Raw genomic sequence first — 25,479 nt, forward strand, 5'->3', positions numbered from 1 at the left:
ATTAACAAATCAGGGCGTCGAGTGATATCGATTGCCGTCATGGATTGTCAGGGAGGGCAGCACCATGGAAACCTATTTAACGATTCTGTTATTTTTTCTCGCCAGTTTATGGCCCATTTACGCAGTCTCCAATCAGGTGGTTGCGCCACCATTGATGTTGGCGCAGCAGTACATTCAGGGGATCGACGTTAATAAATATTTTGTTAGTGAAAAACTGGATGGTGTGCGGGCTTACTGGGATGGTCAGCAGTTGTATACCCGTTCTGGTCAGAAAATCTCAGCGCCGGTGTGGTTTTTAGCCGCATTACCCAAAAATCGCTTAGATGGTGAACTCTGGCTCGGGCGGGGACGCTTTGATGAAGTCAGTGGTTTAGTGCGGCGTAAAAAGCCAAAAGACGCTGACTGGGCTGACGTTCGTTATATGGTTTATGACCTGCCGGATATGGTGGCTCCGTTTTACGAACGACTCTGGGTTTTACGCACGCTGGTTGCTGAGCAACGCAAACCCTGGCTGAAAGCGGTTGATCAGAAAAAGCTGAATTCGGAACAAGAACTCAAAGACCGGCTGGCGCAAGTGGTTGCGGGTGGTGGCGAAGGTCTGATGTTACGGCATGCGCGGGCTTATTATCAGGTCAATCGCAGCAATGATTTACTCAAACTGAAACCCTTGTATGACGCTGAAGCAACGGTACTGGCGCATATTCCCGGTGAAGGAAAATACCACGGCATGATGGGGGCCTTGCTGGTGAGAGACAGCGATGGTCGTGAATTCCGCTTGGGAACTGGCTTCAGTGATCATGAACGGCGTTATCCCCCCCAGATTGGCAGTCAGGTGACCTTTTCGTTTAACGGTATGACGAATTCCGGGTTGCCGCGTTTTGCACGTTTCTTACGGCAGCGATTGCCTGAGTGATATACTGGCGCGATGACCAGAATTATTACCCGGCCAGTGCCCGAACAGTGGCAACTTGGCGATATTCCCGAACGCCTTCAGCGGATTTATGCTGCCCGCGGTGTTGTTCATGCCAGTGAGCTGGAGTTGCAGTTAAAGCAGCTTCTGCCCTGGCAATCCCTTAAAGGCATCAACGCTGCCGTAGATTTATTGCTGCCGGTTGTTCTGCAGCAAAAAAAACTGCTGGTGGTTGGTGATTTTGATGTTGATGGCGCAACCAGTACCGCATTAGCCATTCGCGCATTGCGTTTATTTGGTGCGGTGAATCTCGACTATCTGGTGCCAAACCGGTTTGATTTTGGCTATGGCCTGTCGCCGGAACTGGTTGAGGTGGCGCGTCAGAAATCCCCTGATCTGATCATGACGGTTGATAATGGTATTGCCTCGGTTTCCGGTGTTGCCGCTGCTGCAAGCTATGGGATTCCGGTGCTGGTTACCGATCATCATTTACCGGGTGAGCAGCTGCCGGATGCCGCCGCGATTGTTAATCCGAATCAACCCGGGTGTGAATTTGCCAGCAAGTCTGCTTGTGGCTGTGCGGTGGTGTTTTATCTGATGCTGGCGTTACGGGCACGATTGAACGATATGAACTGTCTCAGTCAGCCGGTCAATATGGCTCAGCTGCTGGATCTGGTGGCGCTTGCTACCGTTGCTGATGTTGTGCCACTGGATCTTAATAACCGCATTCTGGTTGAGCAGGGGCTGCGCCGTATACGTGCCGGTCAGGTTCAGGCAGGTATGGATGCGTTATTGCGGGTGGCTGGTAAGGTGCCACAAACAATTGTTTCGTCGGATTTTGGTTTTGCTCTCGGGCCGCGTCTAAATGCTGCTGGCCGCCTTGATGATATGTCTCTGGGGATTGAGTGCCTGCTGACCGATAATCCGTCTCTGGCGTTATCCATGGCCCAGGAACTGGATGAAATGAATCGCAGTCGGCGTGAAATTGAACAGGGTATGCAGCATGAAGCCATGCAGTACCTTAAAGATTTTAATGTCGATAATTTGCCGGTTGGTGTGTGTTTGTACCAGCCCGACTGGCACCAGGGTGTTATCGGAATTCTCGCTTCCCGTATTAAGGATAAAGTTCATCGTCCGGTGATTGCCTTTGCCGCAGATAACGACGATGCGGAACCTGAACTGAAAGGATCCGCCCGTTCAATTGCCGGTTTGCATATGCGTGATGCTCTCGATGAAGTGGACAAACAGTATCCGGGTCTGATTAAAAAGTTTGGTGGCCATGCCATGGCTGCCGGTCTGACGTTAAACCCAGGTTGTTATCAGGCGTTCAGCACGGCTTTTAACCAGGTATGCCAGCGTCATCTCAGCAGCAGTCAGCTGGAGCAGAATATCGACAGTGACGGCGAGTTGCTGGCATCGGAATATACGCTGGAACTGGCGCAGCAATTACGCTGGGCTGGCCCTTGGGGGCAGAACTTTCCCGAGCCTGTATTTCATGGTCGTTTCCGCTTAGTGCAACAACGTATTGTTGGGGAACGCCATTTAAAAATGGTATTGCAGCCACATGGCAGCGATCAGCTGCTGGATGCCATTCAGTTTAATATTGACCCGCAGCGCTGGCCAAACCTGAATATTGATCAGGTAACGGCTGCATTTCAGCTGGACGTGAATGAATTTCGCGGGCAGATTACCGTACAACTACTGATAAGATATCTGGAAACTGACAAAGGAAATGTCTGAGCATGAAAGCGTTAACAGGGATGTTTTTGCTGCTGTTACTGAAGCCGGTAATAGCGGAAGTATATCAATGGCGTGATGAACATGGGCGACTGCAATTTTCAGATTCGCCACCTCCACAACAGCTTGGAAAAACCAGCCCCAAAGTCGAAACCATTAAGCTTGAACCCATCAGTGAAATTCAGTCGGTAAAACCAAAAGCGGGTTTTACATCAACTGGTCGTTGGCGGGAAAAAGAAGCGGCGGCTAAATCGCGCAAGAAACAAAGGCGTCTGGAACGTGAGAGGGAAGAGCGACGTATGGCAGCGAAAAAACGTCGCTGTAAAAACGCAAGGTCAAAATATCGCAGTAATCAGGTGAAATCACTGAGCGCCAGCAGTCTCAGCAGCTTGCGTAACAAGCACGCAAAACGTGATCGGTTAAAACAACAAATGAAGGAAAATTGCCGCTGATTATTCAGCGGCAGGTGAATCAGAAGTCGTCATCATCATCTTCTTCGTCTTCATCATAATCCGGCTCGGATAGCCCCAGTACTTCGCGTTTAAAACGTTCGCTGACCGGGTGGTCGCCAATCCAGATTTTTAACATGGCATCGTTTAAATCTTTGCCCGGAACGGACCCTTTCTCAACACCATCAATCACGATGTGGCTCATTTGTGTTTTCGGATACCACTGAATATAGCCAATCGTACCTTTTACGAATTTATGATCGAATAAATCCACCAGTCGTTCGACACGAGGTTTGATATCGGCCATTTGTTCCGGAGAAATATTAATCGATAAGCCTTCGTTAATGGCGTTGGTAAAGCGGCGGGCGCTGACCCGGTTGGAAACCACATGAAATACCATACGGCGTGCTTCATTGGCGGCAATCAGTGCTTCTGCATCTAGTTCTGCATTTTCAACGTAAAGCTGACCCACATAGGTATCAACAATGGCGTAAGCCCTGCGAATTGACGCACCTTTAAGCTGCAGCTCCGGAGCATTTGCCGTTGCTGCAATAACATTGCGGATTTCCACGCCGTCGAGGGTGAGCGCCTGCAACGAGAATGAAGAAAGAAAAATGGCGATAGTGAATAACACTTTCATTTTCACAGCCAAAGCCTTGTTTTAATTATGACTATACGACGACAGTATTGTGAATTCAGTTAAGAAAGCAATGGCAGAAGCGGTTATTCGGGTTACCCGATTGGCTTTATTGGCTTTATTCGCTTGTTTGGCTTGAATTGAAACATCTTCCCTAATGACCCTGGTCTCTACAAATTGGCTGCCTTGATTTAACTGGCGCCATTGACTGGCTTTTGACGACAAAAATACGTCATAAAGATTAACTTCCTTAACCACAAAAAACAGAAAATAGTCTTATCTTTTGCGGAATTTTTACTACAGTATTCCTGATAGAAGTAATTACAAATCAATAACATTATGAATGATAAGCTTATTATTCCACCACGCCCGGACCTGTTAATCGACATTCAACAGTTGTTGTCTCATGCCAACCCGGAGACTTCCGAGCTTATTCGTCTGATCCGCCGCGACGTTGCCCTGTATACGGTGCTGTTGTCGACGGTTAACAGCCCTTTGTTTCGCCGTCAGTTTCTAATTGAATCGGTTGAACATGCGGTAGCCACGTTGGGGATTCAGCGGGTTTCTAATTTGGTCCAGGCGGTTGCGATGCGAACCTCTATGGACCCGGATGGACGCTGGCAACGTTTCTGGGAAGCCGCCACCGAGGTAGCGACCCTGTGCCATCAGCTGGCTCACAATACTCAATGTATGCCTGCTGACTCGGCGTATACGCTGGGCATGATGCATGATATTGGCGTGGCGGTGATGCGTGGCAGCTTCGAGAATTACGACGTTGTCAGTGGCGATGCCAACAGTTGTAATGCGGCGTTTATTCGCCGGGTAGAGCGTAACAGTTTTGCTACGGATCGATTTGAAATTGCCGGACGACTGGCGAAAGAATGGTATATGCCGGACGACGTCAGTGAAGCGTTATTGTTACAGGCTCATGCCCAGGCTGCGTTGATGGGTAACGCCACGGTCAGTGACGAAGTGTTATCGGCCAACAGCCTGTTGATTCTGGCGAAAGATATCAGCGCCGAATACCAGAGTTACTGGAATTTTGAATCGCGAGAGGCGCTGAATAAGCTGGTTCATAAAGCAATCGATTATCTGGCGATTGGTAATCATGAGTATCTGGATATGAAGGATGATCTGGTTGAGCGACTGGCCATGGCAGAAATGGAAAGCTGAGGTCGCTTAGTTTTTTAGCTTGGCTGAGCAGTTAGTTAAGCGCTTGGCTGAACTTCTGGTTAATTTCCGGTTCATAGTGCTCTGCTGTAATCTGTCGCTGAGATCTTCCGGAAATTTTTATGCTGTATTTTCAGTTAACCATTGTTTTGTTGGCATTCGCCGCAAATTCTTTGTTGTGTCGCTGGGCGCTGGATGTTCACCAGTTTGATCCGGCGTTATTTTCTCTCATTCGCCTGGCCAGTGGAGCCGTTATTCTGAGCATTCTGCTGCGTCGTTTTGCACCGCCGGGCAGTAAGGTCAATATCATGCCCTGGCGCGAGCGGCGCTTCTGGAAGCTGGGTGCGGCCTTAGCAATTTATGCTCTGGGTTTTTCCTGGGCCTATCTACGGCTTGATACCGGTATTGGTGCTTTTATTTTATTTGCCACCATTCAGATTGTGATGCAGTTTGCCGCGTTTTGGTTGGGAGATCGCTTATCCGCGTTGCAATGGGTCGGCATCATCATTTCATTTACCGGTTTGGGCTGGTTATTACTGCCCGGTGCAGCGGCTTCGGATCTGTTTTCCGCCGGGCTGATGTTTATTGCGGCCCTGGGCTGGAGCTGGTTTGTGATGCTGGGCAAGCAATCACAACAGCCACTGCAGGATGTGCAACAAGCCTTTATGGCCGCCTCCGCAATCACGCTGGTGTTATTCCCTGTGTTATTGCAGGAGTGGCTGCATTGGCACTGGATGCCCTGGCTACTGGCATTGTTATCGGGTGTTGTGGCTTCAGGTTTAGGCTATTTCCTCTGGTATCGTATTTTACCCAAGCTGGGATTAAGCAAAGCGGCGCAATTCCAGTTACTGGTACCGGTTATTGCGCTATTGATGGGCATGTTTTTTCTCGGCGAAACCCTGGGTCAGCAAGCGCTGGCAGCGATGGCGTTGATTATTACCGGTGTGGCTTTATCTACCTTTTTCCGTCGTGCTACTGCACCCTGATTTCACCTTGAGTGGATGTGTAATAGCCAGAAAGCGTAAAAAGCGGTAAATCCTTCGCTGCAGCGGTTGTCAGTCGCTGGAATTCTGATGATATGGCGTTATAGTTTCCGCATAACCGAACTTCCAAGGATGCTCTTATGCTCACCATGTTAGCCAAGCTGTTTAAGGCGCTGAACTCAGAGTCTGCGCCGGGACAGATTGCTCTGGCATTCGCACTGGCTGTGATTGTCGGACTGACCCCGATTTTAAGTTTTCATAATGTGATTGTATTGCTGCTGGCTTTTATTCTGCGCATTAACCTGTCAGCGTTTTTTCTCGGTGTGGCATTTTTCTCCGGCCTCGGATATCTGATCGACCCATATTCGGTGAAACTGGGTGAAAGTCTGCTGCAGAATCCGGAGTTGGTACCGACCTGGACCGAGCTTTATCAGAATGACTGGTGGCGTATGACGGCCTTTAACAACACGCTGACATTGGGTGGTTTGTTGTTATCGCTGGTGGCTTTTATTCCGGTATTTATTGTCTCCCGCATTCTGGTTAATACCTATCGCGATAAATTACTGGCCTGGTTTGAGAAGCTGAAAATTGCTCAGATGTTAAAAGCCAGTAAGTTTTACAGTTTGTATAAGTCACTGGCGGATTAAGGAGTAATACATGAAACAGTGGATTCGCTGGTCAGGATTAATTGGATTTGTGGTCACCCTGGGTGGGCTGGCTGCATTTTTATTGTTTGCTGCCGGACCCATCATTAAAGGCAGTATTGAACATTTTGGCAGCCAGGCTGCCGGTGCAAAAGTCAGCGTTGACGACGTCAGTGTCAGCCTTAGTCCCTTAGGTGTAACACTGGATAATTTACAGGTTGCGGACGCCGATAAACCGATGGAAAACCTGGTTCAGTTTGATCAGGCTGTTGCGCAACTGGAACTTGCTCCGCTGTTGTTGGGCAAGGGAATAGTGAAGGATTTATCGGTTAATAACCTGCAGTTTAATACTGCTCGTTCTGAATCCGGCAAGCTTGAAAAAACTGACGAGGTTAAAGAGGCAGATAACGACTCAAAAGACAGCGAAGCCAATGGTAACAATGCCGATAAAGAGTCGTCTCCATCAGTTGCCAGCGTTCCTTCCGTTGATGAAATTCTGGCACGTGAACCATTAAAAACAGAGCAAGCCGGTAAAGAGGTTCAGCAGGCATTTGACAACAGTAAGCAGGCTATTGATCAGGCAACCGCCGCGGTTCCGGACAGTAAGGCGCTGGCACGTTATGAAGATGAATTAAAAGCTCTGCTGTCGACCGATATCAAATCGCTGGATGACTTTAAGCAACGTAAAAAGCAGCTGGATGCGCTGAAGAAACAATTTAAACAAGACAAAGAAGCGGTGGCACAAGCCAAAGCTGTGATCAGTAACAGTCGCCGTGAATTGGCCGACAAACTGAGCGAGCTGAAAAAAGCACCGGGTCAGGATGTTGCGACCATCAAAAATAAATACCAGCTGGATGCCCAGGGTGCTGCCAATCTGAGTGCTCTGTTGTTTGGTGACCAGGCTGGCGAATGGGCAAACAAAGCACTTTACTGGTATGAGAAAGTGAAGCCTTATCTGGCTTCTGATGAAAAGGAAGCAGAGGATGCCACTGCTGCAGCTGCTGAACAGCGCGCTGCAGGGCAGTTTATTCATTTCCCATCGGATGATCCATGGCCGGAATTCCTGATTCGCAAAGCAACCATGAGTGCACCTATGTTAGGTGGATCTCTGGAGATTAATGCGTTGGATATTACGCACCAGCAAGATGTGTTGGGACGTCCTGCACACATCACATTGCAAGGGCAACAGCTGACGGATATCGAAGATCTGAATATCGATGTGGTACTGGATCATCGCCAGGGAGTCAATCGCGATAACGTTACCCTGACGGTTAAAGACTGGACGGTACGTGATATTAATCTCGGCATTGCTGGCAGCAAACTCGACAGCGCTTTGTTCCAGGTACAGGGACTGGCCGTGGTGTCATCCGGAACCTTACAGGCAAAAGCTGACGCACAAGCTTCCCAGGCCAGATTTGGTGGCAAAGGTAAAACCACCTTTGCGAAAGAAACCAATCTGGCACTGGCGAAGATTAACCAGTTCGATATTAACGCGAAGGCAAGTGGCAAAATTACCGCTCCGGATGTTGAGCTGGGTTCTGATCTGGATAAGCGACTGAACCAGGCGTTTAAACAGCGCCTGAAAGACAAGCAGAATGAACTGGAAGCGAAACTGGAAAAACGTTTGCAGGAAAAAATGCAGTCTTATCTCGGGGACTATGCGGATGATCTGCAACAACTGAACTCCCTCGACAGTTCGCTTGATGATAAAACCGCCGAACTGCAACAAATGGCAGACAGCCGGCTGGAAGACTTTGAGGCTCAGCAGCGTGCTAAAGCGCAAGCTAAGGCCAAAGCCGAAGAAGAGAAGGCAAAGCGTAAGCTGGAAGCAGAAAAACGCAAAGCTGAAGAGAAAGCCAGGCAAAAGCAGAAAGAGCTGGAGCGAAAAGCGAAAGAAAAGCTTAAGAACTTGTTTTGAGCTGGTTTTCATAAAGCATAAAAAAACGGCCTGATGGCCGTTTTTTTATGGACGTATTATGGCTTCTTTACCAACACCATTAACAAACCATGTTCCCGCCACAGCTGCACTTCCAACCCTTTAAGTTGTAATGTCTGTGGTTCGGGCTGTTGTTGAATATCGGCAATATCTCCATGTAATGCTTCGTCGTAGGGCACCTGATACAACGTCTGAATGTCATTTTTACGGTAACGTAATTGTGCCGCAGTGACGCCTTTAATCGAACAATAGCGGCCTCCCAGCATAAATTTTTCAGGTAACTTTAATGTGGTTTCCAGCAAACTTGAGCGGGCTGGAGAGAAATCCAGTTGAGTAAAATAGCCCTGAATATCCGCCATGGTATTGGTTTGTACATCCAGAGGTTTGAGCTTCAGGTGATTTTTAACCACTTCATAGGCAATTTCTTCGCTGTAGTTGTTGGGCTGAAAAGTCACTATTGCCAGGCCTATAACGATGACTGCAGAGGCTACCCAGCCACTGACCGGTGATTTTATCCAGTCGAACAACGACACCGTTTTTTTATCGGCAACATTTGTTTCGGTGGAAGGATCTGGCTTATCGAAGGAGTGGCCGGGCTCTGCGCCTAATAATTCATCCTGCAGTTGCAATAAATCCTGTAATTTCTCTGGCTCTAATTCAGGCTGCTGACAAATCTGGCGAACACTGTCGCGCAACGATGTATTACCTGGAGGGGATTGTGTTGGTTTCATTCGCCTTTTCCTCCATAGGGTTGCTGATTGTTGATGGTTTGTGGCTCATTTATCGATTGTTGCAGTTGCTCACAGCGCTTCCGTAAACGGTGAATTCTCGACAAAAAGCTGCCCCGGGGCATGTTCAGAATGTCGCAGGCTTCGTCAGTACTGTGACCGAGTACTGCCCAGTGATAAAGAATATCCCGATCCTGAGGGGCGAGTGTTTGCCATACCTGCTGTAAAATCTGTTGGTCAATATGCAGCTGCTCCAGATCGACCGGAGAAATGTCGTAATCCTGCTGCTCTTCAAAAGATTCGTTAGGCCAACGCTGCTGATGACGGAACGAGTCAATAAATCGATTACGGATAGTGCTGCGAAGATAAGCCATTTTATTGTTGATGGACTTTCCCCGGCGTAATTCAATCAGATAGTGCTCCACGGCAGATTGCAGCAGATCCTGAGCGTTGTCCGCCTGCTGGCACAATACCATCGCGTACTGAAACAGCTGTTGCAGTTCTTGCGGTAGCAGTCGGCTTTGCTGTTTTTCAGTCATGTGAATTTCCAGTCGCTATAGAGTTTTCGACACGGATACTGAAATGATCATCGGTCAGATGGTGAATTAAATCAAAAGTTGTGTACTGCAGGTTCGCTGCGCTGATATCCAGATAAGAATGAAAATGCTGCAACGCAGGTAATAACTGTTCCGCGTGTGGTAAGGGTTGTTGTCTGCAAACGGATTTTTGCTGGTAATACAGCGCAATTAACTGATATTCGAATGTTGCTACCTGACTGAGTAACGACCAGTCTTTGTGCTCGGCTTTGACGCCGTATTGCTGGCTATCGAGCAATGATGCGAACTGCTCGCCATAAGTATTAATGTCCCAGTGGTTCTGATCATTATGCTGTCGGAAACATTCTGCCAGGGGATAAAAGTATTCATCGCCGCACAGGTGATGAGTCAGTGGCAGATTACTTGCCAATGCCTGGCAATGGCTTGCCCGTTGATTATTGGCGTACACCGGGTGTTGTGCCAGCATTTGCTGACAAAATTGATCCAGGCTTTGTTGGTACCCGGCACTCATAACAACAGCTCCGTCATGTTGCTTGGCTGGTGGTTACTTTGAGTTGCAACCAGGCTACGCTCCATCAGCTGTTGCGCTTTATTTCCTTGTTGTTGCAATAACGGAAACTCCGGTAAATGGTTATCCCATTCAATCAGACAGGGTGGTGGTGTTTTGGTTTGCTTTTCGTTGTGCCAGTAACCGAGAAAATCACAATAAATATCCCAGACGGAATCACAAATTTCGCTGCCATGAGTATCAACCAGATATTCTCCCTGGCGGCTATGGCCAGCCAGGTGTATTTCACCGATGCTATCTAATGGGATATGCCGGATAAAATGTTGCAGTGATAAGGTCGGGTCATCGCTAAAATTCATCTGATTAACATAGATGTTATTCAGGTCGAGTAACAGCCCACAGCCGCTGTGGTGACAAATGGCTGCGAGAAATTCCGCCTCGCTCATATTGCTTTCAGAGTAGCCGCAATAGCGTGATACGTTTTCAATCAGAATCTGGCGGCCAAGAATGTTTTGTACCTGATCAATACGTTCAACAAAGTGTTGTATTCCCTCCTGGGTGTAGGGGACGGGTAACAAATCATGAAAATTTTGTCCCTGATGCGCAGTAAAGCACGCATGTTCAGACACCAGGGCCGGTTGAAACTCATCGATTGCCTGTTTCAGTGCCGATAAATATTCCAGCTTCAGTTCATCGGTACCGCCGAGATTCAGACTCACGCCGTGGAAACTCAGCGGGTAATCGGCGCCGATCTGATGCAACAAATGACGATTGAGAGGTGCCCGGAGAAAATTGCAGATATGTACCTCAAACCAGTTGATGACAGGGCGGTGTTGCAGGATATAACTCAAATGGGGAATGCGCAGGCCTAGGCCCACGCCTTCCACATCGGTTACCTGAGTGCCGTTGACGCTCATCATCCGTGTCTTACTTCGCCGGTTTCACTTTGGCAACGCGACCACCGGTGATTTTTTCACAGGTACCTTTGGGAACGTAGACCCATTCAGTGTCCATATTGTCCATTTTTGCCTGACCCGCGCAGCCGTGTGAACCATCCAGTGCGCCGCAATCGTTCATACCTGCTTTGGCAATACCGGCACACTTCTCCCAGGCTTTGGGAGTGTCGGGTACCGCTTGTGCAGGAGCTGCGGTCAGAGTCGCCAGGCCAGCTAAGGTGGCGGAGAGCAGTAGTTTGTTATTCATCATGAATTCCTCATAAGTAATGCGGGCGCTGAATGCGATCGCGCTGACCATCGCTCACACCCGGGTGATGACGGCTTATAAGAACAGACGAAAGAACGGCGGATTTGATTGCATCATTATTTCGCTGCAATAAAATGCCCTGCAAACAACGTTTCAGGTGTCGTATGCAAACCCGTTTATTAAGCAAAGCAGAATTTGATGCTACCCGTAGTGAGCCAAAGCGAGTTGAAGGTGGTGAGCCGCCGATGGACTTCTGGGCCTATGTCGAATCCATTCCTTCAGAAGATTTTGGTGTTGCTGATTGCCGCGAAGGCCAAGTCAGCCATGTGTATCGTATGGGCGACCAATATGAGCACATTCTGATTAACAGCCAGTACAAAGGTCTGGCGATGGTGATTGTGATCGATCTCAGCGAAAAGCGTGTTTATGGTCACTTCCTGCTGGATATTAATCCACCAAACACCCAGCCACCGGAAGAGTAACTCCGCAGAGTAAGCCAAGCAGCGGATCTGTTAACAGAACCGCTGCTGACTATCAATTCAGGTACATCAGCCTCAGTAATCAGCCACGATGTAAAATCCGCATAATGCCGCCGGTGATGCTGGTTGGTAATAATTCACTGAACAAATAAGCAATTTTGAATTGCAGACTGACGGCACGATGTGTTTTGGGCTGCTCAATTTGCTTCAGAATTTCCGTCACAACGTCGTTGGCACCGATGTGCACACCCAGTTTCTCCAGCACCGGTGCAGAGCTTTGTTGCGATTGCAGCATATGGGTATTCACAAACGGTGGCATCACATCACACACCTTAACACCGTATTCTTCCCACTCGATTCTTAAGCCTTCGGTCAGGCCGCGAACCGCAAATTTAGACGCCGAATACGACGCCAGCATAGGTACACCATAGGTTGCTGACGCCGAGCTCATATTAATGACCCGGGCATTATCGGTTTGTTTCAGGTAGGGAAAGGCGGCCTGGCAGCAGTTAATAACGCCCATAACGTTAATGTCGATAATTTGCTGGTGACGTTGGTTACTGATTTCTTCGAAGCGATCTATTTGTAAGATACCGGCGCAATTAAATAACAGATTCAGCTGTTGATCGTGTTGTTTGGCAAAGTCGCGAATATTTTGCTGGCATTGATCGGCATTCGTCACATCCAGTTGGTAACAACAAACCCGTTGCTGATCCCAGTCCTGAGTTTGCTGCTGCAGAGCCGTCAGATTGATATCGGCTAATGCCAGTGACCAGCCGCGGCGATACAGAGCTTCTGCTGTGGCTTTACCAATACCGGAGGCGGCACCCGTGATAAATGCGGTTTGTGTCATGCTGATTCCCTGTTTGATTGTGACGCCAGGCTGATGGCTTGGTGTGATTGTTATTGACTAAGCAACCCGATTGTAGAGCCATCGGGGTCAGGTCGATAGGTTCAAATTGGCCTGATCAAACGGATAGCAAAAACTTGCCCACAAAGCTGGATTCGCCGATATGGCGTCATTAAAAGCGATCGATAAGTTGCCGCTGGTTTTCTTGAGAATAAAGCAATGCATTAGGCGGGATAAGGGGGGAGAGCGGAAAACCTGCACTCTGAATCTGTGCAGGTTTCCGGAGAGGTCCTTAAGTAGCGTTATTTTTCGTTGGTCGCTACTTTTTTACCCGGCTGTGGCAGCGCAAAGCGCGCCAGATCGTTGCGTTTAACGTCAGACAGCTGCGCGACATCTTGCAATTCGCCGCCCTGAATCATCATCAGCCAAGGACGTTGTTTGTCGCTGATGGCTTGCTTGTACAGAGTGGTGATGTCTTCCAGTGTCAGAGTTTCAACTTCCTTGGCAATCGACTCCATGGTGTTGAACTGGTAGCGGTGCTGGTTCAGTTCGCGCCAGAAACGGCTGGCTTTTTCTGCCAGATTTTTCGGTTTTTCCAGCAACAGATTAATCAGACCTTGCTTAAAGCTGCTGAATTCCTCAGGCGTTAATGCGGCTAGTTTTTCTTTGTATTGTTTGAAGAAGGTTTCACTGTGCTGCAGCAACTGCTGAGGCTCGGTGTCCGGAGACTGCACTATAAACGCCAGCGCCGGAACCGTTTGTTGCGGATAAGGCGTGGCAAATACGATATAGCCCAGCTGCTGTTCGGTACGCATATATTGATAATACGGCGCCGATAAAATCTGGCCCAACAGGCTGAAACTTGCGCGGCTGCGGTCACTGGTATCATCACCCTGAATATACAGCGTAAAGGCGTTGTCCTGATGATCCAGTTGCAGTTGTTGTTGGTACTCACCAACCGGTGCCTGCAGTACTTCTGCCGGTGACAATTGTGGGCTGTTAGCCGGGAAGTACTGGTTCACCATGGCGGCCATATCACGGGCCTGTTGTTCATTCAGGTTACCGTGAACATAAATTTCCTGGGCCAGCTTTTGGTGGAAGTTTTCAGCAAATGCCAGTACGTCTTCGCGTTTAACCGTCGCAAGCTCGGTTAACAGTTGTTGCTGATTAAAGCTTGGCTCATATAACCAGTGTTTCAGCTCTTCCAGCGTACGTTGATAAGGTTTGCCTTTTAACTGGTTTTCCAGTCCACGTTGCAGCGAGTTTTTATAACGGGTGAAGGCATCTTCATCCAGTTCAACCGTCTGCATTTCTTTCAGAATACGGCTTAATAATTCCGGTAATTTATCCTGATAACCACCAATGTGCAGCAGCAGGCCCTGGCCTGTGGTGCTCAGGTTATAGCTCAAACCCGCTAGGTAGGCCGGGTAGCTGTAGGTATTCAGGGCTTCATTCACGGTGCGGCTGTATAAACGGGCCAGTACGCGTTGGCGCGCTGAGTTTTGTACAGCTTGTTGCTCAAGCAATACACGAACGTGTGCTTTAGGCTGTTTAAAGTCGGTTTCGGCGTAATACCACAGTGAACGATCGGCTTCGTCGATCAGCGCTTGAGGAGATTTGTGGTCTGCGGCACTGATCAGCTCAAAGTTTTCTGGCACAAATGGATTCGCCGCCGGCAGGTGCATCTGATCAAGGCCTGCGGTTTCGATATCCTGGCTGCTGTAGCGGCTTGGACGCAGACGAATATTGGTCTGGTACCACGGATCCTGAATATCCGTCGGAACATTCGGCGCGATTAAAGTACGCAGCATGTTCTCTGAATTCAGGGCATCAAGAAATGGCTTCAGTGTTGGTTGGCTGATGGCCTGCCATTTGTAGTCACCGTAAATGCTGTCGTGGGCTGAGTACACCAGCAAGTTGCTGCTCAGGCGAACCACATAGTCCGATAACCGGCTTTGTTCCTGAAAGCGGAACGACAGCTCACTTAGCTGTGCCTGCTCTTCGATCAGGTAACCCGGCAGAGGCTGATCTTTCAGCAGGTCGATGTAATACATCAACGCCTGGGTAATTTGTTCTGTGTGCAGCAGGCCTTTTTTCGTCAGGCTGACCTGCACCACCATGGTAGTCTCATTATCCGTCGCAAATGAGCGACCTGCACTTAAACTTTCTGCCCAGCCTTTTTCTTTCAGGAACTCCAGCAGACTGCCTTCACCTTCATGGCCCAGTAAGTTGCTGATGACCTGAATCGGCTTAAATTGATAGAGATGCTTGGATGGCGGCAGCGGGAAAGTGAACTGCAGGCGACGAATTTCTTTGACCGGCTCAATGTTCATATCCAGCGGTAACTGACCTTCAGTAAATAACGGTGCTTTGGATTTAACCGGCTGAGTATCACGCTTAGGGATATCGGAAAAATGAGAAACCGCCCATTGTTCCAGTTGGTCGAGGGAATAATTACCGGCCAGCACCAGTGTCATCCGGTCTGATGAATAGTACTCGTCGTAGAATTTTAATAATTCATCACGAATTTTGCTGTCTTCGCGATCGGAAAGGGTATCCAGGTTACCGGTGGCAAATGATGCCAGTGGATGTTCCGGGTTCATGGCTTGTTTTTCTGCCGAATAAATACGACGGAAGTCATCTTTGTATTTCGATTTGTATTCCGCATGTACGGCGTTCTTTTCACGTTCAACAAACTGTTCGTCAAACGTCGGAGAAATAAAGAAAGGTGCAAATCGATCCAGTGCGCCTTTCATTTCACTGTTATTAATGTCGAAAAAGTACGTCGTCTGACCATAAGCCGTGAAGGCATTATGCGAGCCACCGTTACGTGAAATATACGCCTGATACTCGCCGGCATCCGGGAAAGGTTCGGTACCAAGAAACAGCATATGCTCAAGGAAATGTGCCAGACCTTCGCGACCTTTCGGGTCATCACCACTGCCCACTTCAACCGACACTGCAGCAGCGGCTTTTTCTGATTCTGGTGTTTGTACTAATAACGTTCGCAAGCCATTATCCAGCTCAAGATAACGGTAATCGTAGGCATCCGATGGACTAACGATAAGGTCTGGCTGGTTCAGTTTTTTGTACATAGAAAATGCGATCGCTGCAAAGACGATAAGTAAGAAGGTCCAATAACGGGGTGACAGCATGTCAGCTCCTGTGCATTACGCTGTGATATTTATTCGGCGATCAGTGCGCCGTTCCCTGGGCATTAATGATGGCCTGTGCATCGGCCAGAGAATGCTGTTTGGGGTCGAGTTGGTTGATCAGGTCAAGACGCTGTTTGGCATCTTCAAGTTCCGCCATTACCAGTGCGAACTGGCTTTGAAAGCCCTGATCAATTGCGTCATACAGTTCCTGTGCCTGATCTTTGCTGTTGGCAGCATTCGATTCACGCAGGGATTTCAGACAGGCTAGGGCAATCTGGTGGTAGGCTTGGTCTTTGTTCACTAACGGACTCCTGATACAACACATAGCCACATTCAGCGGCTGTTACGGCTGTCTATCATAACGCAGCGGTTGCTAATGAGAAGGGCTAACGTGTCGGAAAGTGTTAGGGCCTGATCATTCAGATCAGGCCCTTATAAAACAACGGCTTATTGCGCGAACCAATGAAGCTGGTCGGCACTCAGTGGGCGAGACAATACGTCACCACTGAGCCAGTCGACATTGCTCTGATGGGCGGCAGCCAGACTCTCGGTAATGTTGATTTCCGGCGCGTAAATAAGCAGGTCGTGGTCGTGGATACGCTGCAACAAGCGACGGCTTTGTGGCAGCGATTTGCTGTGCCGCATATTCGATAAAAACTCCGGTGCCAGCATCACGCCCTGAATCGGCAATGACAGCACCTGACGCGAGTTAAGGAAACTGCGGCCAAAGTTGGCCATAAACAACTGGCAGTTGGTTTGATGAAGCTCGGAGCGCAGTGTCTGTTCGTCACTGTCCTGGCATAAAAGCTGGTTCTCATCGAGAATCACAACGCTGCGCAGATCGTGCTCTTTGCTGAAGCTTTGTATGGCATTAAGGTAAGCGCGGCAGTGCTCAAGGGGAACATCCTGAGCGTCGTAAATAACCGTCATATGGCCCGGATAACTGGCCTTCCAGGCGGTATTCATCGTGGTTAACCAGTCGTGCCAGTGTTCTGTGTCATGACTTTTGGTTGTTGGTTTAAGTGCGACCAGTTCACCGCGCTGGCTGAACAACAGCAGTGCCTGGTGTTCTGGTTGTGATGGCGAGGTTGCTTTTGCCGCTTCGCTCAACCGCAGTGCGGGCTTTTGTGGTTCCTGCTGCATCGCTTCCGGAATTAATCCGAGTCTCTGGCGTAGCCATTCATCCCAATCAAGGCTGTCATCGCGTTTTTGTTCGATCACCACCCCCGGCTGAACGATCAGGCGTTCGCCACGGAATTTGATCGGGTCTTTAAAATCATCGCTGATGTGTTGCTGCTGGGCGACCGCAATGCCTTCGCGGGCCGGAACCAGAATCAGAAATACGTGCAGCTGCGGTGAATAAATTTCGAATTGTTCGTTAGTCGCGGCTTGCAATCGTTCGTAACAAATCGAAGACAGGTCTTTGTTATCCACTTGTTGAGGATCAAAACTAACGACCAGCAGCTCCAGCGTGTCGTCGGAATCATGGGCGTCACGTTCAAGGCGGTTGAGGTGATGGCTGCCTGAATACCGTTTCAGTTCATCCTTAAAGTCTGACGGTGGGCTGATATCGTCGCCAACAAAGCGGCACAAACACACGCGGAACTGGTCGCTGACGGAGGTCACCGTCATCCAGCTTGGCACCTTTTGCTGATCTTTTTGCAGGAAATTAAAAAATCCCAGCCATGAGTGATCGGCCTCGACTTGCAATGTGACCTCGGTTTCAAGCTCAACCGGCATGGCTGAAATGTTCGGAGCAAACAGGTTTTTGCCAATCAGCTCCTGCTCGTTCAGGCCCAATGCTTCACACATCGGGCGGTTCACCAGGCGCACAATCCAGTTAACGTCGGTCAGTAGTAAGGGCTGTTCATCCTGAACCGTGTGGCGTAATAGCTGGGCTTTACGCAATAGCTGATGTTGTTTCAGGCCTTCTTTGATATCGCTGGTCAGCAGCAGGTTGTCCCACGGTTTGGCGACAAAGCGGTGCACGTCACCGTCACGCCAGGCTTGCTGCAATTCCGGATAGTCGACCTGGCCAGACAAGAGAATGCGGTAGGTTGCAGGAGAAGTCTGACGTACCTGGCGGCACAGGCTCAGGCCATCACCACCCGGCATTTTAAAATCGGTAATCAGTAAGTGAATATCCTGTTCATGCAGGATCTCCAGCGCTTCAGCGGTGTTGCTGGCCTCGAACAAGGTATATTGTTCCGGCCTCAGCATACGGCGAATGGCTTGCAAAATGCCGACTTCATCATCCACCAACAACAAATTCCACTGCATAGATCACCTCACTGATCCGTATATCCTTATTGAAGACTAGGCTTTATCTGAGCCTGCTGTTCTTATTGTTACCTGTAAAATGTAGCGCTTTGTAAAAGAATGCAACTGCTTGCGAAAAATCCTTCAGTTTAAAACGCTACTGAAGCCAGCTTTTTTATATCCCTTTCTCTATTTACGTTTTTTCTCCTTGAAAAGCCTCAGGGCTATCTATACTGGAACTAAGTGTCATGCAGAGATTGAGAGTGCGCAGTGAGGGATAAACAAGCTTTAACAACCGGAGAAGTCGCCAAATATTGTGGTGTTAATTTCCGGACCGTCATTCGCTGGATTGAGCGTGGTCACCTGGAGGCTTACAAGCTTCCGGGGCGTGGTGATAACCGGATCCCGGTCGACAGTTTTGTGAATTTTCTCAAAGGCAACAACATGCCGGTTCCAGATGATCTGATGATGGGCGGTAAAACCCTGTTGCTGTTGTCGGAATCGAATGAAAAGTCGATTGAGATTGCATCGGTTGTCCGTCGTGCTGGCTGGGATGTGATTGTCACCTCCGACCCGGTTCAGTTTGGCTATCAGATTGCCCAGCATCAACCTGGTGCTATTGCAGTAACCGCCGACAGAGACCGTCATTCCGTCGAAAAAGTCATTAAGGACGTCGAAGGCCGCGACATTATGTGTCTGTGTTTTGATGTGCCTGTTAATAAAGAAGCAGCAAACAGCCACAGTTGGATGTACTATAACTGGCCTCAGGATCAGCAAGAGCTGATTAACGGATTAACCAGTGATGTCGCCGCCTGAATAACAGGCACTCTTTGTAAGCGCGATTAATGACATGAGGCCGAGTGAATGGATCTGATCTGGCAATTGTCGACGCTGTTAATGGCGCTGCTCTGTGTCACGATTGCCGGGTTCTTACAAAGGGCCCGCAAAGAGCTGGAACAGGTCAATAAAGAACGCCAGCGTTTTGTTCTTCTCTGGAAACACCTCCCCGATATTGTTACTGAAATTGATTGCGACGGCCGTATTCTCGATGTGAACAACATCATCAATGGTTACGAACGTAAGCGTCTGATCGGCAGTCTGAGTACCGATCATCTTTCCCCAGAATTTGCCGAAGTATTTCTTGCTCGCCTGAAGAGTGCGATTGAAACCCGTCAACCACAATCTTACGAAATGAGTATTCCGGTGGCCGACGGCAGCCGGGCGGTATTATCGAATCAGTTGATACCGGTGGTGGTGGACAATGAGTTACAGAACTTGCTGGTGATCAGTACCGATGTGACCGAACAGATTCAGGCCCGGGGAGTGCTTGAGCAGCAGCGTGATGATGCTGAACAGGCAAATCTGGCGAAGAGCCGTTTTCTTGCCAGTATGAGTCACGAAATCCGTACGCCGATGAACGGCTTACTGGGGATGGTGTCTCTGATGGAGCAGACATCACTGAATGAAGAACAGCTGGGTTTCCTGAAAGTCATTCAGTCGTCTTCGGATCACCTGTTAGCTGTGATCAACGATATTCTCGATATCTCCAAAATCGAAGCCAACAAACTGGCGATTGAAGAAGAGGCGTTTAACGTCCGCACCATGGTGGATGACTTGCTAGGCATGGTGTCTGCCAAGGCGAAGGAAAAATCGCTGGCGTTGCAGTCATTTGTGGAAGATGGCATGCCTGACGTTCTGATGGGAGATGCCGTGCGAATTCGTCAGATTCTGATGAACTTTCTGACCAATGCGATCAAGTTTACCAACCACGGTCATGTGTTATTACGCCTGGTGGTGGTGTCGCGTCAGGGGGAGAATGTGCATCTGCGTTTTTCCGTCGAAGACAGTGGTATTGGTATCGAAGCTTCCAAAGCGATGCACCTGTTTGATGAATACACCTTTGCCCATGGCAAGCTGTCGACGATGGAGGGAGGGACCGGACTGGGCCTGAGTATTAGCCGACGCTTAGCGCAGTTAATGAGTGGCAAAGTTGGTGTGATCAGCACCCCCGAAGTTGGTTCGAATTTCTGGCTGGACCTGCATCTGGATGTTGCCAGTCGTGAGGTGATTGGAGCCAGCACCGACAGTCCGGTGGCGTTTGCAGAACTTCCCATCTGGATTGCCGATGAATTACGGGTCAATCGCGCGCTGGTGGTGTCGGTCGCTCGCGGCCTTGGCGCACCGCAGCAAGAGTTTTCAAATAAAGAAACGTTGTTGGAGGCATTAAAGAATCAGCGGCCTGCCATTCTGATTCTGTCGAAACGTTTATTTGAGTCTTTGCAGGATGATTGGGCGTTACTGCAACAAGAGCAGATCCATATTGCTGTGACTTATCCGGATACGATTAACTTCGATCCGAGTGAGTTGCTGAAAAACGGCATCAGCGCTTATTGGGACTGGCCAATTGGCCAGAAACATTTAGCCCAATTATTAACCAATATGGCGCTGAATCAGGATCGGCAACAACTGATCAGTCCTTATCGCCGGGCTGTGAAACCGGCGCTTCAGGATGATGAGCTATTGAATGGTAAGCGCATTCTGCTGGCGGAAGATAATCCGGTTAACCAGAAGGTCGCCAGTCATATGCTGAAACGCATGGGGTGTGACATCATCATCGCCAATAACGGTGAAGAAGCGTTGCAGAAATTGCAGTCTGAGAGCTTTGATCTGGTGTTAATGGATTGCCATATGCCCGTTATGGATGGTCTCGAGGCAACACGGGAAATTCGTCACGAACTGAATCTTGATCTGCCCGTATTGGCGTTATCGGCGGACGTGATGGCCGAACAGAAAAAAGCCTGTGTTGAAGCCGGAATGAATGACTACCTGGCTAAACCGGTTAAATTTGATGAGCTGCGCCAGGCGCTGCAGCAGTACCTGGCGTGAATAACACCCAGCTCGCACTCAATAATGGCGGGCGGATAAAGCGGTGAAGTTACAACACGCTGCCGTATGGAATAAAGCGGTTATCCGTTTTACTTTTGAGTGCTTTGATAATGTCTTTTTCCGGAAGTTGTTTGGTTTTCTTCAGAAAACGGTAAATCCAGATAGCCGGGTTCTTATCCCGGGCTTCCCAGCCGCTTAATTTCATCTCTGCAAGGGTATAAAAGGTAGCCAGATTGAGACGTTCCTGTGGCTCCAGTTCATTAATTACGGTTTGCCACTGATCCTCCGCCAGCTGAATCCAGCTGCGGGCTCGTGCCAGATTCTGGTCATCGATTGCGGCACTCAGATCCGTGGATGTTTCCAGTTGCTGGTGCAGCTCCGCCAGAGTTTTCAGTACTGTCAAGTCAGGTGCTGTGGTTCCACCACCGGCAGGTTGCCATGTATCAACCATTACAAATTACCTTGTTCGCTCTGAGAAAGCGGCAAGGATATACTAAAGCGACTGAGGCTGCGAACGGCCCAAAACAGACAGGAAAATGGCCAGACTTGTCGCCGTCATAGCGGTTAGATAATGGATAATGGCCAGATTGGGAACACGAGAAGTTATATGACTGACAATTACTCTGATATTCGTCCTTTTAACGATGACGAAGTAACCGCTGTGTTAAAGCGTTTGCTGACTTCTGATGAGTTACTCGGAGCTTTATTGAATTATCGTTTTCCCTCATTGCCTGGCATCGTTAAGCCGTTGGCCAAGCCGGTATTTTCTGCCCGGGTAAAAAAAGAGTTTTCTCAGGTCGACTCCATTGAAGCATTTCAGCTGTGGCTGGAGCCTAAAGTTGAGCAGCTGCTGCAACGTTCTACCACAGAGGTTGTTGTTGAAGGGCTTGATCAGCTTGATCCGGCAACGCCGTATGTCTGGATCTCGAACCATCGCGATATTGCGATGGACCCGACCATGATTAATTACTCGCTGCACCTGGCTGGCTGGCCTACCAGCCGTATTGCCATAGGCGATAACCTGCTGAATAACCCGGATGTGGCCGACATCATGCGGTTAAACAAAAGTTTTATTGTGAAGCGCAGCATCGAAAACAAGCGCCAGAAACTGCGCGAATTGCAGCGATTGTCCGGGTATATCCGCCATTCTGTCGAAGAAGGGCAATCGATCTGGATTGCCCAGCGCGAAGGGCGTGCCAAAGACAATATCGATAAAACCGATACCGCAGTGTTAAAGATGCTGGCGCTGCACGGACGAGAGCGCAAGGAAAGCTTTGCTGAAACCATGCAGGCATTAAACCCGGTTCCGGTTTCGATTCAGTATGAATGGGATCCGTGTGACCTGATGAAAGCCCAGGAACTGGTCAGTCGTGCCAGTGCCGATGACTATCAAAAAGATGATGAAGAAGATGTGCGCAGCATCCTCACTGGCCTTACCGGAGCTAAAGGTAAAGTAAAAGTTAATTTCGGTACGCCGTTAATCGCTGAACAATTGCAGGATGCTGATATAATGGCCAACCAGATTGATCAGCAACTTCGCGACATGATTGAGGTGCTACCGGTACATCATGCGGCGTTGCAATTATTGCAGCAGCAGAACGGCCAGTTCCGTCAGCATCCGGTTGATTCCAGCCTGGATCTGAGTAAAGACATCGAAGCCCTTAATCAACGTATTGCTGATCAGAGCAGCGCCGTACAACAACGATTGCTGGAAAATTATGCCGCGCCTCTGTTACTGGAGGCCAATAAAACCTAACAGGGAAACTCTGTATATGAGTGTTATCTTCCAGGGCGTATCAGCCGTGCTGATACCACTGTTTGCATTATCTTTGGCTGGCTGCCTCGACCTGGGGGTCAGCTACAGCGACAAAAATCAAACCATCGAAGTGGGTCATTACAAGCAGCAGTGTAATAAAACATCAGCAACACTGTGCTTTGTGACCCGCGAAAATGAAAAAAGTGATTACACGGTTTTTGAAAACCTGAACGGCTTTTCTTCTTTTCAGTGGGGCACCCGCTACAGCCTGAAAGTTGAAACCTCTTTCGATAAAAATGGCAAACCAAACCAGTATCAGTTCCGCTCGGTTGCCAGTGAACAGGCGGACAGCAACGCTTTCTCTCTGACCTTGTATACCGCAACGAATATTCTGACCTCCTCTGATCAGACTAACTGGTCGTTAGCCGGCGAGAAAAATTTCACTGCCACTGCAGAACAAGGCAGTGCGATTGCAGCGGCGGTCAGTGATAAAAAAGTAGTTCAGTTGGAATTTACCGCCGCGAATAATAATCTGACCCTGACGAAGGTGAAGTGTTCTGCGGCGGAAGATAATTTCGCAGCGAATTGTGAAGGAACCAGTACTTCAACCTGGCGTATTGCTCATTTCCAGAGTGACTGCAATCAATCCAGTGGCAACCTGTGTTTGATTTATCGGGTCAACAGTTCTGACGACTGGGAACTGTTGCGTACCGATGATGGCAATATCAGTGGCTTCACTCCTGACTGGGGTAAAGAATACGATATTGAGGTGGAAAAAACCGTCAGTAACGGTGGCCAGTTAGTCTCGGCAAAATTAAAAACAAATGACGAAACACCGGAAGACAAACTCGATACTGCCAACAGTTTTGCCTTTGTTTTAAATGGTACATTCCTGAGTAAATCCAACAGCGACAATAAAATTGCTATGTACGACGGTGGTCAGATTCTGGCTTGTGACAGCCGCTGCGCTGCAATTAACTCGGCCATAGACAGTGATAACCTGTTGTTGCTGGTGGGTTATGTACAGGGCACTGAAGTTTTTGTTTCTGCGGTTGAATGTGATGAAAACCCGGGCAAAGATTTCGACGACTGTGTTAAAGATTATAACGATAAGACCAGTGGCGACGACAATGATGTCAGCTGGTGGCCACCACTGAACTGATTGTGATCCAGGCTCATTGCTGATGCCGTGAGCCTGAAACATTTACAGAGTTGGCGATGTCAGTCGCGCTGAGAGAATTCCACTTCCAGATTTTCGCTGCCATTGTTTACCCACAAGGTGCCGTCTTCAATGGTTACCTGCAGTTGCATTCCCCGGCTGCACAGCGACGCCAGCCGTTCAACCGCATTTTCCGATAACGATATTACCTGCAGATTTTTAAACCGTGCCAGCTTTCCTGAGTTCTGCTGCCACCAGATATCCGATGCATTTTGCTGATAGTTAATCACAACCACCTGATCGGATAAGGCGCTGGCTTTGCGAATGCGCTTTTCTTCCGGTTGCCCCAGTTCGATCCAGTTTTCGATATCTCCGGTGAGGTTCTTTTGCCACAGATCCGGCTCATCGTCATTACTCAATCCACGGCTGAATTCGAGTTGTTCGTGGGCGAATAAAGCAAAAGCAAGAATACGCACCATCATCCGCATTTCCGTTTCGGATGGGTGCTGCGCAATGGTCAGGTTGTAATCCTGATAGTGGTGGCGGTTAAGGTCAGAAACCGAGAGTTGGCACTTAAAAACGGTGGCAGACAAGGCCATAAGATGTCCTGAATAAGATGGCTAAGCTGTCAGTTTATTACAGCTGACGCCACATTTCAGAGCTTTTGTCTGGCCCCGCAATTCTGGACACGCTGGTAATCCGGCACAGCGATATATTGAGCCCATCTGCTGAGCGGACAAACCGGCTCAGATGTTGTGAATATCAGGTGATGAAAGATGAAAAAGATCAGTACTATCGCATCCGCGTTATTAATTGCAGGCAGTGTTCAGGCTGCGCCAGCCTCTCTCGGTTACGATTATGTTGAACTTAACGGCAGTATTGGCAAGCTGGGAGTTGAAGTACCGGCAGGAAATAACGACTTCCGCGAAGATATTCGCACCACCAATTTTGCCGGACGCTGGTCAGGAATGATCACCGACAATATTTACAGCACGCTGGATGTTAATTACCTCAACGGTAATGGTGATAAACGCTTTGGCCCGCTGGAATTTGAACTGGATACCACTCAAATTAATTACTCAGTGTTGATCGGTGGTGCTTTTGCTGTTGCTGACGGTCTTGATCTGTTTATTGCTGGTGGTATTGGTGGTCTCAGCCAGGACAGTTCACTGGAAATCAACGGCAACAGAAGCAAAGATGACCTGGATGTGAAAGAGACTGAATTCGCCTGGGAATTTGGCGTGCGTAAGGCGATGTGGCAACAAGGTCTGGAGTTCGAAGCACGGGTGGAGGGCATTGGTGACCAGGTGGCGCTCGATCTGAATCTGCCTATTTACATCAACGAAAATGTAGCTTTGGTGCCAACCGCGACCATTATGGAAGAAGAGCGTATTAAGGTGAACAAAAGCCACTCAACTCTTGGTCTGGGATTACGTATCAGCTACTGATGCAGAAAATCTCGTTTCGCTGAGA

The 25,479-nt window shown here is 48.9% G+C and carries 25 protein-coding genes; 13 read left to right on the forward strand and 12 right to left on the reverse strand.

Annotation, left to right across the window (positions count from 1 at the left end):
- The first annotated feature begins 64 nt into the window (after positions 1–64).
- Genes ACOQOZ_RS21570 through ACOQOZ_RS21580 form a run of 3 tightly spaced genes read left to right on the forward strand, consistent with a single transcriptional unit; the run spans position 65 to position 3,099 of the window.
- Positions 65–913, forward strand: a complete 849-nt coding sequence (locus ACOQOZ_RS21570; RefSeq protein ID WP_420590217.1) for a DNA ligase — start codon at positions 65–67, stop codon at positions 911–913.
- Positions 914–925: 12 nt separating this feature from the next.
- Positions 926–2,650, forward strand: a complete 1,725-nt coding sequence (gene recJ / locus ACOQOZ_RS21575; RefSeq protein ID WP_420590218.1) for a single-stranded-DNA-specific exonuclease RecJ — start codon at positions 926–928, stop codon at positions 2,648–2,650.
- Between the two features lie 2 nt (positions 2,651–2,652).
- Complete coding sequence (locus tag ACOQOZ_RS21580; RefSeq protein WP_420590219.1) at positions 2,653–3,099, forward strand: DUF4124 domain-containing protein; 447 nt, start codon at positions 2,653–2,655, stop codon at positions 3,097–3,099.
- 19 nt (positions 3,100–3,118) lie between these two features.
- Here the strand turns inward: ACOQOZ_RS21580 and ACOQOZ_RS21585 are convergent, their stop codons facing one another.
- Entirely contained in the window at positions 3,119–3,736 is a 618-nt protein-coding gene (locus ACOQOZ_RS21585) for a chalcone isomerase family protein (RefSeq protein ID WP_420592444.1), read from the reverse strand.
- Positions 3,737–4,072: 336 nt separating this feature from the next.
- Between ACOQOZ_RS21585 and ACOQOZ_RS21590 the strand changes: the two genes are divergently transcribed.
- The 4 genes from ACOQOZ_RS21590 (at position 4,073) to ACOQOZ_RS21605 (ending at position 8,448) form a co-directional block, all read left to right on the forward strand.
- On the forward strand, positions 4,073–4,906 hold the full coding sequence (locus ACOQOZ_RS21590; RefSeq protein WP_420590220.1) for an HDOD domain-containing protein: 834 nt from the start codon (positions 4,073–4,075) through the stop codon (positions 4,904–4,906).
- 119 nt (positions 4,907–5,025) lie between these two features.
- Positions 5,026–5,889, forward strand: coding sequence for a DMT family transporter (locus ACOQOZ_RS21595; RefSeq protein WP_420590221.1), 864 nt, complete (start codon positions 5,026–5,028; stop codon positions 5,887–5,889).
- A gap of 137 nt (positions 5,890–6,026) precedes the next feature.
- Positions 6,027–6,533, forward strand: a complete 507-nt coding sequence (locus tag ACOQOZ_RS21600; RefSeq protein WP_420590222.1) for a TIGR03546 family protein — start codon at positions 6,027–6,029, stop codon at positions 6,531–6,533.
- Positions 6,534–6,543: 10 nt separating this feature from the next.
- On the forward strand, positions 6,544–8,448 hold the full coding sequence (locus tag ACOQOZ_RS21605; protein WP_420590223.1) for a TIGR03545 family protein: 1,905 nt from the start codon (positions 6,544–6,546) through the stop codon (positions 8,446–8,448).
- A gap of 56 nt (positions 8,449–8,504) precedes the next feature.
- Here ACOQOZ_RS21605 and ACOQOZ_RS21610 read toward each other — a convergent pair whose 3' ends face one another.
- From ACOQOZ_RS21610 to ACOQOZ_RS21630, 5 genes are read right to left on the reverse strand one after another with little or no spacing between them, the layout of a single operon-like run.
- Positions 8,505–9,197 (reverse strand): hypothetical protein, encoded by a 693-nt coding sequence (locus tag ACOQOZ_RS21610; protein ID WP_420590224.1) that lies wholly within the window; start codon positions 9,195–9,197, stop codon positions 8,505–8,507.
- Positions 9,194–9,733: an RNA polymerase sigma factor gene (locus ACOQOZ_RS21615; RefSeq protein WP_420590225.1), complete on the reverse strand. Its 540-nt coding sequence runs from the start codon at positions 9,731–9,733 to the stop codon at positions 9,194–9,196. Before ACOQOZ_RS21615 ends, ACOQOZ_RS21610 begins: the two co-directional genes overlap by 4 nt.
- Positions 9,726–10,262 (reverse strand): putative DNA-binding domain-containing protein, encoded by a 537-nt coding sequence (locus ACOQOZ_RS21620; protein WP_420590226.1) that lies wholly within the window; start codon positions 10,260–10,262, stop codon positions 9,726–9,728. The genes ACOQOZ_RS21615 and ACOQOZ_RS21620 overlap by 8 nt, the downstream gene beginning before the upstream one ends.
- Positions 10,259–11,179 (reverse strand): DUF692 domain-containing protein, encoded by a 921-nt coding sequence (locus ACOQOZ_RS21625; RefSeq protein WP_420590227.1) that lies wholly within the window; start codon positions 11,177–11,179, stop codon positions 10,259–10,261. The genes ACOQOZ_RS21620 and ACOQOZ_RS21625 overlap by 4 nt, the downstream gene beginning before the upstream one ends.
- A 7-nt stretch (positions 11,180–11,186) precedes the next feature.
- Positions 11,187–11,513, reverse strand: a complete 327-nt coding sequence (locus ACOQOZ_RS21630) for a DUF2282 domain-containing protein (RefSeq protein ID WP_420590228.1) — start codon at positions 11,511–11,513, stop codon at positions 11,187–11,189.
- 113 nt (positions 11,514–11,626) lie between these two features.
- On the opposite strand from ACOQOZ_RS21630, the gene ACOQOZ_RS21635 reads away from it, so the two are divergent.
- On the forward strand, positions 11,627–11,944 hold the full coding sequence (locus tag ACOQOZ_RS21635; RefSeq protein ID WP_420590229.1) for a hypothetical protein: 318 nt from the start codon (positions 11,627–11,629) through the stop codon (positions 11,942–11,944).
- A gap of 79 nt (positions 11,945–12,023) precedes the next feature.
- Here ACOQOZ_RS21635 and ACOQOZ_RS21640 read toward each other — a convergent pair whose 3' ends face one another.
- The 4 genes from ACOQOZ_RS21640 to ACOQOZ_RS21655 all read right to left on the reverse strand — a co-directional run bounded on the left by ACOQOZ_RS21640 (position 12,024) and on the right by ACOQOZ_RS21655 (position 18,226).
- Complete coding sequence (locus ACOQOZ_RS21640; protein WP_420590230.1) at positions 12,024–12,794, reverse strand: SDR family oxidoreductase; 771 nt, start codon at positions 12,792–12,794, stop codon at positions 12,024–12,026.
- A 299-nt stretch (positions 12,795–13,093) separates the two neighbouring features.
- Complete coding sequence (locus ACOQOZ_RS21645) at positions 13,094–15,946, reverse strand: insulinase family protein (protein WP_420590231.1); 2,853 nt, start codon at positions 15,944–15,946, stop codon at positions 13,094–13,096.
- A 40-nt stretch (positions 15,947–15,986) separates the two neighbouring features.
- Complete coding sequence (locus ACOQOZ_RS21650) at positions 15,987–16,247, reverse strand: hypothetical protein (protein ID WP_420590232.1); 261 nt, start codon at positions 16,245–16,247, stop codon at positions 15,987–15,989.
- A 146-nt stretch (positions 16,248–16,393) separates the two neighbouring features.
- Positions 16,394–18,226 carry a response regulator gene (locus ACOQOZ_RS21655; protein ID WP_420590233.1) on the reverse strand — a complete coding sequence of 611 codons (1,833 nt, stop codon included), beginning with the start codon at positions 18,224–18,226 and terminating at the stop codon, positions 16,394–16,396.
- 249 nt (positions 18,227–18,475) lie between these two features.
- On the opposite strand from ACOQOZ_RS21655, the gene ACOQOZ_RS21660 reads away from it, so the two are divergent.
- Both ACOQOZ_RS21660 and ACOQOZ_RS21665 read left to right on the forward strand, forming a co-directional pair.
- The gene (locus tag ACOQOZ_RS21660; RefSeq protein ID WP_420590234.1) at positions 18,476–19,021 is read left to right on the forward strand and encodes a helix-turn-helix domain-containing protein; all 546 of its coding nucleotides are present in this window, start codon (positions 18,476–18,478) and stop codon (positions 19,019–19,021) included.
- 48 nt (positions 19,022–19,069) lie between these two features.
- Entirely contained in the window at positions 19,070–21,091 is a 2,022-nt protein-coding gene (locus ACOQOZ_RS21665) for a response regulator (RefSeq protein ID WP_420590235.1), read from the forward strand.
- Between the two features lie 49 nt (positions 21,092–21,140).
- On the opposite strand, the gene ACOQOZ_RS21670 is transcribed toward ACOQOZ_RS21665, so the two are convergent.
- A complete protein-coding gene (locus tag ACOQOZ_RS21670; RefSeq protein ID WP_420590236.1) occupies positions 21,141–21,542 on the reverse strand; it encodes a hypothetical protein in 402 nt (133 codons plus the stop codon).
- Positions 21,543–21,698: 156 nt separating this feature from the next.
- Here ACOQOZ_RS21670 and ACOQOZ_RS21675 point away from each other — a divergent pair, with 156 nt between their 5' ends.
- Positions 21,699–22,847 (forward strand): 1-acyl-sn-glycerol-3-phosphate acyltransferase, encoded by a 1,149-nt coding sequence (locus ACOQOZ_RS21675; RefSeq protein WP_420590237.1) that lies wholly within the window; start codon positions 21,699–21,701, stop codon positions 22,845–22,847.
- A gap of 16 nt (positions 22,848–22,863) precedes the next feature.
- Positions 22,864–24,009 (forward strand): hypothetical protein, encoded by a 1,146-nt coding sequence (locus ACOQOZ_RS21680; protein ID WP_420590238.1) that lies wholly within the window; start codon positions 22,864–22,866, stop codon positions 24,007–24,009.
- Between the two features lie 59 nt (positions 24,010–24,068).
- Here ACOQOZ_RS21680 and ACOQOZ_RS21685 read toward each other — a convergent pair whose 3' ends face one another.
- Positions 24,069–24,605, reverse strand: a complete 537-nt coding sequence (locus ACOQOZ_RS21685; protein WP_420590239.1) for a YaeQ family protein — start codon at positions 24,603–24,605, stop codon at positions 24,069–24,071.
- Between the two features lie 177 nt (positions 24,606–24,782).
- On the opposite strand from ACOQOZ_RS21685, the gene ACOQOZ_RS21690 reads away from it, so the two are divergent.
- Entirely contained in the window at positions 24,783–25,454 is a 672-nt protein-coding gene (locus tag ACOQOZ_RS21690) for an outer membrane beta-barrel protein (protein ID WP_420590240.1), read from the forward strand.
- Positions 25,455–25,479: the final 25 nt, after the last annotated feature.

Source organism: Bacterioplanoides sp. (genome assembly GCF_965219715.1).
Lineage (GTDB): Bacteria > Pseudomonadota > Gammaproteobacteria > Pseudomonadales > Oceanobacteraceae > Bacterioplanoides.